This window comes from Bacteroides coprosuis (assembly GCF_020741705.1).
In the GTDB taxonomy this organism is placed as follows: domain Bacteria; phylum Bacteroidota; class Bacteroidia; order Bacteroidales; family Bacteroidaceae; genus Bacteroides_E; species Bacteroides_E coprosuis.
On the sequence record NZ_DYYK01000037.1, the window covers coordinates 1 to 9946 of the forward strand.

A 9946-nucleotide genomic window follows, 5' to 3' on the forward strand; every position below is an offset into this window, starting at 1 on the left:
TTTTTCAAGAAAGCAGTTGTCAGCGTAAAGTATCCATAAAGATTAGGAGTTCTAGGCATATTGCGAGTGGTTAGCTGCACATTGTCTTCAGGGGTAGTCCACACTTCGTCTTTCTTATATTTACTCCTTTGAGCAGTAAAGCCTACTTGTAATTGGACATCTCTACCATGTGCTATTTTAGCATCAATATTGGCTCCATATACACGAGCACCCGAACCATTTCTTCTCTCTTTGTAAATAGACTGAGTAGCAGGATCTTCCATATCTTCCAACACGAATACGTGTCTTAAGTCTGTGTAGAAACCTTCAACTAAGATATTTGTTTGCCAATGTCCTATGTAGGTAGTCCAATCTAGAGAACCACTATAACTTGTAGAACGCTCTTCTCTTAAATCATCAGATAGTTTGATTTGGATACCTTCACCACCTACTGCTGCCACATGTAGGTCTTCATCATATGCCTGAGGTGCACGAAAACCTGTTGAATAAGTAAGACGTGCTTGCAGGTTATCAGTAGCTTTATATAAGAAGTTTACTCGGGGACTAAATATGGCATTGTTTACCAAATTATGTTTATCTAAACGTCCACCTATTAATAGGTTAAAACGTTCCCAATCCCATTCATTTTGAACATAGCCACCCATGATATGAACTTTCTGTTCCATATCTCGACCATAGCCCAACATGACATCGTGCAAATCGTTATCTTGATACTCCAATCCACCTGTAAATGTAGCTGGACCAATCAGGAAGTTATCCATTTTTCCAACAAACATACCACCTACTACCCAAGTTAAATCATAAGTTTTACCATAAGCATCGGGGTCTTGTTCTGCTCCATAATAGCTTTTACGATCGGTATGCTGAATAGAACCATATACAGAAAGCTTTTGCTTATATTCATTCCAGTATTGATCATAGCTTAATCCACCAGAATTGATAACGTGTTTAGTTTGTTCCGTAATATCTGTTTCATGAGGTTGCATATCTAGTTTATTACCTCCTCTACGAAACTCGTTGGTGGTATGATATTCCACAGTTAATCTACCCATATCAGTAGGGCGATAATAACCACGCAAACCAAAGGTATGCATGTTTAATTTACCCAACTCTGTAAAACCGTCATCGTCTGCATCGTAAGGGTTTCTATTGCGATAAGCCTGATAAAGAGCCAGTCCGTATTTATTATCTTTGCTTACAAAAGAGGCATTGGCTCCCACGTATTGCTCCCACGATTTTCCGTTCATATTAGAAAAGGTACTAGCAACTTGGAAAGAGTTATTAATAGGGTCTTTGGTAATGATATTGATTGTTCCTCCTACTGCATTCGCTCCAAAAAGGGCAGAACCACCACCACGCACCACCTCAACACGCTCTATCATATTTACGGGCATTTGTTCTAATCCATACACCCCAGAAAGAGCACTAATAACAGGACGGCTATTGATTAATATTTGAGAGTACGGACCTTCAAGACCATTGATTCTTACTTGAGGAAAACCACAGTTTTGGCAGTTGTTTTCAACACGTAAACCCGATTGATAGCTAAGAGATTTTGCTAAATCGGTAGAGTTTACAGTTTCAAATAGCTTAGTACTCATTACATTCACCACTACGGGTGCATTCCTACGGCTCACTTCATTACGATTGGCAGATACAACAACTTCATCTACCATAAAAGCTTCTTCAGCCAATATAAAATCTACAACAGATGGCTTTTGAGCAGATACAATAACATCTACCTCTTGCGTTCTATACCCCATAGCCTGAACACGCAGAAGATATTTACCTTCTGCTAAGTGCTCGATAACAAATGTTCCGTCGTCTTTAGATACTGCACCGCTACCATGACCTACTAATTGGACTGTAGCATAAGGCACAGATTCTTTCGAGTATTTCTCATTGATTTTCCCCCTTATCACCCCCGTTTTTTCACGTGGAGATGCCTCTATATTAGTGACATTCAATGATAAAAATGCCATTAATAATAAAATATAATGTTTCATTAAATTTGATTTGCTTTTAGAAATAGACAATAAAAAACCTTCTTCTACCTCGTATAGGCATAAGAAAAAGTATCACTTGATTCTATAGAAAAAAGCAGAGGGAGGTCCTCTAAGTAGTAAATAGGGAGTATATACCGATGGGATATGATCTTCTATAAGTTCTACATACTCAAACGTAATGCAGAGTAATTGAGGTAAAAAAGAGAATAATATATCGGTAGAAGCATCGAAATGCGTAAAGCGATCTAAAGCTACGCATTGACAAGCAGAGTGTGAGTGAGAATGACTATGCGAAAATGGGTGAGAGTGCGTTATAGCAACTCCATCCACATAGTGCATATGCAGAAATATACTTTGATTAATATAGTATCCCAAAAATAGGAATGCTAATAATAAAGCCGTTCTTTTTATCCTTACTTTACTCACCTAAATAGCGTGTCTTATTTAGAATGAGCAAAGATAAGGCAAATAATCAAATCTTAAATTAAATTCTTACTCTATTTTAAGAAAAGAGACATAATGGCTGAAAGATACAATTCATCTTCATTAGAAAATGAACTATAGGTATCGCTATCAATGTCTAGCACCCCAATTATTTTGTTATTAGAATAAATAGGAATAACTATTTCGGATAAAGAATAGGCACTACAAGCAATATGACCCGGAAATTCATGCACATCATCTACAATTTGTACTTTTCCTGTTTCCCAAGCCGTGCCACAAACTCCTTTCCCTTTAGTGATACGAGTACAAGCTACTGGCCCTTGAAATGGCCCTAACACCAATTCATCTCCCTCTACAAGGTAGAAACCTACCCAATGAAACTTAAATTCAGCAAATATAGCCGCAGCAACATTTGCCATATTAGCAATCTTATTGGGCTCTCCCTCAACTAAACCTTTTATTTGACTGAGTAGAGATTCATATCTTTCTTTTTTTGTCAACTTAGTCATAGTTATTTCTCAGCTCCAAATAAAAGTTTGTAATCACGCTTTGCAGCAGGTATAGTCCACTCTTCGGGAATAAATTTCCACTGATTTAAAGGCTTAGGATCTATCTTTCCTTGCTTACGAATTGTTTCCATTAAGTAGTAACGCAAATCTTTATCTGTGGCATACACAATACGGCTAGTGAGTTCATCGTGTGGTATTCCTGCACCTTTGGTTAGTAACTCTCCGCCGCCATTTCCTCTATACGAATTTAGAGCCACCTTATAAGTTTTTGTCAAGTCAAACGGTGTTCCATCTGCCATACTCTTGATATGGATCATATTACCTTGAGATTGAGTAACATCTACATCATAAATAATTCCTGCTGCCGAATCGAAGTTATAGCTAAAATATTTAAAGACGGTACGTTCATCACTACCAGTGCGTTCTTCTTTAAGCAATAGCAAATGATCTTCAGGAGATTTCATCTGATTAATCCACTGTGAATAAGACATTTCCAAGAAATCTTTTATTTCTTGACCACTCAACTCCATCACATATAGCATATTTTCATATTTGTACAGATTAAACATATCACTTACAAACACATCTCCTTTATCAATTTGAGCATCAAAAGAAAGAGGTGCCACAAAAGAAATGTCTGCCTTTGAGATATCTAACTGTAAATTATGGATTAAATCAATAAATGCAGAAGATCCGAAATAAGCATCGCGAGTAGAAATAGTGGTAGAAAACTCCCCTATCTTAGCCGATACAAAGTCCTTTATGGTATTGAATTCTTGATCAAAATGCTTCATAAAGTCTTTACTAACTTCTGTTTTTCTCAAATCTACAAGTCTACCTTCAACTTCTTTATCAATTAAGCTATTCTGATCGTAAGTAAGTTTAATATCTACATCCCCTAAGAAGAAGGCATTATTTGCAGGGTTGATAATCAATACCGAATCTCCAGCAATATTATCTACTTTTTCGCAAGCTTTTTGATGATCATGACCAAACATCACCACATCAAAACCAGGAACATTTTGTGCTACAAGCATAGAAGCATTATCAAGGTATTCTCCCATCTGTCGAGGTTCTTTTCCTGCATGGAATATACCAATCAACACATCCGGTTGTTCTTCTTCTTGAATGATTTTTACCCATTTTTGTGCTGTCTTTTCCATATCGTCAAAATAGAGTCCCTTCCACAAATTCTGAGGCAACCACACAGGAATAGCAGGTGTAATCATTCCTAAAACAGCAATTTTCACTCCACCTCTTTGTATAATCTCATAAGGTCTGAGATAAGAAACATGAGTTGTTTCATCCATTATATTGGCTCCGAGTACAGGAAAATTACACTCACGAATCCATCTTCCCATCACCGACCGACCTGTTTCTACATCATGATTGCCCACATTACCGATGTCATACTTCATATAATTCATTACCGACGAAGTAATATGAGGGGAAACGGTGTCTATAAAGTTGGAGTAATAAGCTGTAGGCTGACCTTGTAAAATATCGCCATTATCAAGCAGTACAACCTGATTATTGAGAGCTTTACGTTGCTGCTCTACATAGCTATAAACCCTTGCCAAACTACCCTCCCAGCCTTCTTGAGTAATAAAATTATAAGGAAAATAGTTTCCGTGTACATCACTCGTTATCAGAAATTTAATATGAACTTCTTGTGCCCACAAACTGGGTATATACAAGAATAGAATCAGAAATAAGCCAACTAGTTTTTTCATATCGATATGCATCATTGTTTTATAATCTTAACAAATCCTATTGAATTTTGATTTTCATTTATATACAAAGATAAGAGTTGATAAGAATTAATATGTAAATTTGAGAAAATATCTAAGTAAAAATAGAACATGACATTATTCAATAAAATCATTTCAAATGAGCTAAATATTGCCATAGCACAGATAAGTCATACCGTAAAACTTTTACAAGAAGGTGCTAGTATCCCCTTTATTAGTAGGTATAGAAAAGAAGCTACGGGCGGATTAGATGAAGTTCAAATAGAGAAGATTGCTAAAAAACACGAAGAACTTACAGAGATTGAAAAAAGAAGAACAAGTATTTTATCTACCATAGAAGAGCAAGGTGCTTTGACTCCTGAGCTCAAAAAAAGGATAGAAAACACTTGGGAACTCAATACTCTTGAAGATATATATCTCCCCTACAAACCCAAACGTAGAACAAGAGCAGAAATAGCGAGAAATAAAGGACTAGAGCCTCTAGCCCATTTTATTCTACTTCAACAAAACGGAGATTACAGCTCTAAAGTAGCGGCATACCTCTCCGATGAAGTTGCCACAGAACAAGATGCTCTTGATGGAGCTCAAGACATTATTGCCGAACAGATTAACGAGAATGAAACGGTAAGAAATATTACTAGACAACAATTTGACAGACAAGGCTTAATTGAGTCTAAAGTAATCAAAGGCAAGGAGGAAGAAGGTGAAAAGTACAGAGATTATTTTGATTTTTCTGAGCCGCTAAAGAGAATTACGTCATATCGTTTACTAGCTATTCGCAGAGCTGAGGCAGAAAAGATAGTACGAGTTTCTATTACTCCCAATTATGAAGATGATTTAATAGATAAAACCAAACGATATCTAATCAAGGGGCATGGGAGAAATACTGAAATTATAGAAAAAGCAATTGAGGATTCTTACAAAAGACTACTTAAACCGGCCATAGAAACAGAGTTTGCTAATTCTAGTAAAGAAACAGCAGATGATGAATCAATAGAAGTCTTTAAAGAGAACTTAAAGCAACTTCTTCTTGCTCCACCCCTCGGACAAAAAAGAGTACTAGGAATAGACCCAGGATTCAGAACAGGTTGTAAAGTAGTCTGTCTAGATGCTCAAGGAAATCTATTGCACAACGAAAATATCTTTCCTCACCCTCCTCACAATAAGAAGCCTGAAGCAGCTTCCAAATTAAGAAAGATGGTGGAAGCTTATAAAATAGAAGCTATAGCTATAGGCAATGGTACAGCTAGTCGAGAAACAGAATACTTTGTTACTCACCAGCAGTTTGACAGAGAGTTACAGGTATTTGTAGTAAGTGAACAAGGTGCTTCTATCTACTCAGCATCTAAGATTGCAAGGGAAGAGTTTCCTGAATACGACGTTACTGTAAGGGGTGCTGTATCTATTGCTAGAAGACTTATTGATCCTCTTGCTGAATTGGTTAAAATAGATCCAAAGTCTATTGGTGTAGGACAATACCAACATGATGTTGACCAAACCAAACTAAAGAAAGCTCTAGATCAAACAGTTATAAATTGTGTAAATACTGTGGGAGTAGATGTAAATACAGCTAGTACTTACCTACTCACTTATATTTCTGGACTTGGTCCTCAATTGGCTCAAAACATAGTAGATTACCGAACAGAAAACGGACCTTTTTCTTCACGAAAAGAACTCCTAAAAGTACCTCGTATGGGAGCTAAAACGTATGAACAAGCAGCAGGGTTTTTAAGAATCAGAGAGGGTGAAAACCCACTAGATAATACAGCAGTCCACCCTGAGAGTTATCATATCGTAGAGAAAATGGCTAAAGACATGAAATGTACAGTTCCAGAACTTATAGCACAGAAAGAACTTCAAAGCCGTGTGGATATTCAGCAGTACATTACAGACCAAGTAGGGTTACCTACACTTAAAGATATAATGTCTGAGTTGAAGAAACCAGGACGAGATCCTCGAAAAGCCATTAAGGTCTTCCAGTTCGATCAGAACATCAGAACTATAGAAGATTTAAAAGAAGGAATGATTCTGCCGGGTATTGTGGGAAACATTACTAACTTCGGAGCATTCGTTGACCTTGGCATTAAAGAAAATGGTTTAATACATTTATCTGAAATGGCTAATGAATTTGTGTCAGACCCTACTCAATACGTTTCTATACACCAACAAATTTATGTAAAAGTACTTTCGGTCGATTTAGAGCGTAAACGCATACAGTTATCTTTAAAAAACATTGAACAGAATAAATTATGAATACACGAAGACTTATTTATCTAGCCCTAGCTCTTTTATTAGGTCCTTGTAGCTTGTGGGCTCAAAAAATAGAGAAAGCTATTTTTGTTAAAAAAGCAGGATCTCTTATTTCAGAACTAACATTAGATGAAGCAAACAAGATTACACATCTTACTTTAACGGGTAAGATAAATGCTATTGACTTCAAACACCTGAGAGATGAATTTAAGAATCTTAGAGTATTAGATTTATCAGCAGTTGATATCAAAAACTACATAGGGAAAAAAGGTACAGTAGATGCTTTTCAAGTCTATAATAGTAACTCAATACCTGCACATGCTTTTTCTGAAAAAACGGATTACGATCCAAAAGGGAAGCCATCATTAGAGAAAGTAATTTTACCTCATAGCCTAAATGCCATTGATAAATATGCTTTTGCTAATTGTCCTAAACTTGAGGTGCTAGTTAGTACTAGAGGTACTGCTCCTACTCTAGGGGATACGGCTTTATCTCCACAACGAACTGCTGTCTTTGTTCCAGCAGGTTGCAAAGAAAATTTTACGAGTAAAAAGCAATGGACTGATTTTGCGATCATAGACAGTGATCCGATAAGAGTAAACCTACACCTACAGTCGGACAAAAGTTTAGCTGAACTACTCTCTAGAGAAGGCATACAACCCAAAGATGTCAATTATCTTACTCTTACAGGCATTGTAGATCTAGATGACCTGAGATTAATTCGTGATTTTATGTCTAATTTGGTTTATGTAGATTTAACAGAAACAGATATTACTGAAATACCAGAATATACATTCGCTCAAAAAGTAAATTTAATCACAACTTATCTCCCAAGAAATTTAAAAACTATAGGGTTAAGAGCTTTTGATAATTGTAATAAGCTAGGACCTATATTAACTCTGCCCGCTTCCTTAACTTCTATTGATTATGGAGCTTTTATAAATTGCCATGCACTTGATGTGGTTAGAGCTTTGGGCAATAATATCACTGCAATAGGAGAAAATATATTTGGTGAAGGAGTAAAGAATAAATTAGTCTATGCTAAATAAGTAAGAAACATAACCTAGAAATAAATAATATAAAAGCGACTTGTCATATCACACAAGTCGCTTTTATTCTTTAAAGAAGTTGCTCAAATAAACTCAACCTCTAAGCATAAAAAAAGCCCGTTCAAAACGAGCTTTTTAAATTTCTTACTTATAGAATTTATCTCTTAATTCTTTGATATGATCAGAGTGAATATAATCATCATAGCTCATCATCTTATCAATAATTCCATTAGGAGTTAATTCAATAATACGATTTGCTACAGTTTGAATAAATTCATGGTCATGAGAAGAGAAAAGGACATTGCCTTTATAACTTTTCAAATTGTTATTAAATGCCTGAATAGATTCTAGGTCCAAGTGGTTGGTTGGAGTATCTAAAATCAAGCAGTTTGCGTCCTTCAATTGCATACGAGCAATCATACAACGCATTTTTTCTCCCCCAGAAAGAACATTTACTTTCTTCAAAACTTCTTCTCCCGAGAATAACATTCTTCCTAAGAAGCCTTTAAGATAAACTTCATTACCAGAGCTAAACTGACCAAGCCAATCGACTAAGTTCAAATCCGATTCAAAATATTTCGTATTATCTAGTGGTAGATATGCAGTTGTGATTGTCACACCCCATTTATATTCTCCTGCAACAGGCTCTTCTTCACCATTTATGATTTGAAACAAAGCAGTCATAGCACGAGGATCTCTTGACAAGAATACTACTTTGTCATCTTTTTCTACATTGAAGCTTACCCCCTTAAATAAAGGAGTACCATCAGGTCCATTAGCAGCTAAATCTTTTACTTCTAGAATCTGATTACCTGGTTCACGCTCTGGAGTAAAGATAATACCTGGATACTTACGAGAAGAAGGCTTAATTTCATCTACATTCAGCTTTTCAAGCATTTTTCTACGGCTAGTTGCTTGACGGCTCTTAGCTACGTTTGCACTAAAACGACGAATAAATTCTTCTAATTCTTTACGCTTTTCATCAGCCTTAGCTCGTTGATTTTGTTGTTGACGAAGCGCTAACTGACTAGATTCATACCAGAAACTATAGTTACCAGCAAACATATTAATTTTGCCAAAGTCGATATCAATAGTATGCGTACTTACTGCATCAAGGAAGTGACGGTCGTGACTCACTACAAGTACAGTGTGTTCGCAGTTTGCCAAATAGTCTTCTAACCATTGAACAGTTTCCATATCAAGGTCATTGGTAGGCTCATCAAGTAGTAAGTTGTCGGGTTCACCATATAATGCCTGAGCTAACATCACACGCACTTTTTGCTTACCACTAAGCTCACCCATTAATGTATAGTGTAAATCCTCTTTTATTCCGAGTCCACTTAATAAAGCAGCAGCATCACTTTCGGCATTCCAACCATCTAGTTCAGCAAATTTTTCTTCTAACTCAGACACACGCATACCATCTTCATCGGTAAAATCTTCTTTAGCATACAAAGCTTCACGCTGCTTCATAATGTCCCAAAGAATGGTGTGCCCCATCATTACTGTATCAAGAACAGTATAAGCATCCCACTTAAAGTGGTCCTGACTTAATACAGATAAGCGTTCACCTGGACCAAGAGTTATATTACCAGTTGTAGGGTCTAAATCACCTGAAATGGTACGCAAGAAAGTGGATTTACCAGCACCATTAGCACCGATTACACCATAGCAGTTTCCATTAGTAAATTTCAAGTTTACTTCATTGAACAAGACTCTTTTACCAAATTGAACTGAAACATTAGATACTGTTATCATTCTACCAAAATTGAATATTAATTATTTAAAACGCCCGCAAAGGTAGTGATAATCTTCGAAATACAAATTTTTAGGATGGTGACATTCTGACATAAATATATTATCTTTGCCGTAAATTTTAGCAAACACTATAATGTGGCAAAGTATTTGTACATCATACAGAGCATATACAGCATAAA

The 9946-nt window shown here is 36.2% G+C and carries 6 protein-coding genes and 2 pseudogenes; 3 read left to right on the forward strand and 5 right to left on the reverse strand.

Annotated features, from left to right (window positions below):
* The 4 genes from K8V80_RS02410 to K8V80_RS02425 all read right to left on the reverse strand — a co-directional run.
* On the reverse strand, positions 1–2006 hold a 2006-nt coding region (locus K8V80_RS02410), incomplete at its 3' end, for a TonB-dependent receptor (RefSeq protein ID WP_276775199.1).
* 72 nt (positions 2007–2078) lie between these two features.
* Entirely contained in the window at positions 2079–2432 is a 354-nt protein-coding gene (locus tag K8V80_RS02415; protein WP_276775200.1) for a hypothetical protein, read from the reverse strand.
* A 71-nt stretch (positions 2433–2503) separates the two neighbouring features.
* Complete coding sequence (locus tag K8V80_RS02420; RefSeq protein WP_276775202.1) at positions 2504–2959, reverse strand: GAF domain-containing protein; 456 nt, start codon at positions 2957–2959, stop codon at positions 2504–2506.
* A 2-nt stretch (positions 2960–2961) separates the two neighbouring features.
* Positions 2962–4692: a bifunctional metallophosphatase/5'-nucleotidase gene (locus tag K8V80_RS02425; RefSeq protein WP_276775204.1), complete on the reverse strand. Its 1731-nt coding sequence runs from the start codon at positions 4690–4692 to the stop codon at positions 2962–2964.
* 129 nt (positions 4693–4821) lie between these two features.
* Here K8V80_RS02425 and K8V80_RS12035 point away from each other — a divergent pair.
* The 3 genes and pseudogenes from K8V80_RS12035 to K8V80_RS02435 form a co-directional block, all read left to right on the forward strand.
* Positions 4822–5206, forward strand: a pseudogene (locus K8V80_RS12035) (Tex-like N-terminal domain-containing protein); the annotation flags it as partial.
* A gap of 65 nt (positions 5207–5271) precedes the next feature.
* Positions 5272–6963 (forward strand): annotated as a pseudogene (locus K8V80_RS02430) (helix-hairpin-helix domain-containing protein); the annotation flags it as partial.
* Complete coding sequence (locus K8V80_RS02435) at positions 6960–8009, forward strand: leucine-rich repeat domain-containing protein (RefSeq protein WP_276775208.1); 1050 nt, start codon at positions 6960–6962, stop codon at positions 8007–8009. The pseudogene K8V80_RS02430 and the gene K8V80_RS02435, both read left to right, overlap by 4 nt.
* Positions 8010–8153: 144 nt before the next feature.
* On the opposite strand, the gene K8V80_RS02440 is transcribed toward K8V80_RS02435, so the two are convergent.
* Positions 8154–9767 (reverse strand): ABC-F family ATP-binding cassette domain-containing protein, encoded by a 1614-nt coding sequence (locus K8V80_RS02440; RefSeq protein WP_006744531.1) that lies wholly within the window; start codon positions 9765–9767, stop codon positions 8154–8156.
* Between the last annotated feature and the right edge of the window lie 179 nt (positions 9768–9946).

What these genes read in the sequence shown, in the direction of transcription:
- K8V80_RS02420 (WP_276775202.1), bottom strand. Translation starts at nt 2,959, where the DNA reads ATGACTAAGTTGACAAAAAAAGAAAGATATGAATCTCTACTCAGTCAA.
- K8V80_RS02425 (WP_276775204.1), bottom strand. Translation starts at nt 4,692, where the DNA reads ATGAAAAAACTAGTTGGCTTATTTCTGATTCTATTCTTGTATATACCC.
- K8V80_RS02435 (WP_276775208.1), top strand. Translation starts at nt 6,960, where the DNA reads ATGAATACACGAAGACTTATTTATCTAGCCCTAGCTCTTTTATTAGGT.
- K8V80_RS02440 (WP_006744531.1), bottom strand. Translation starts at nt 9,767, where the DNA reads ATGATAACAGTATCTAATGTTTCAGTTCAATTTGGTAAAAGAGTCTTG.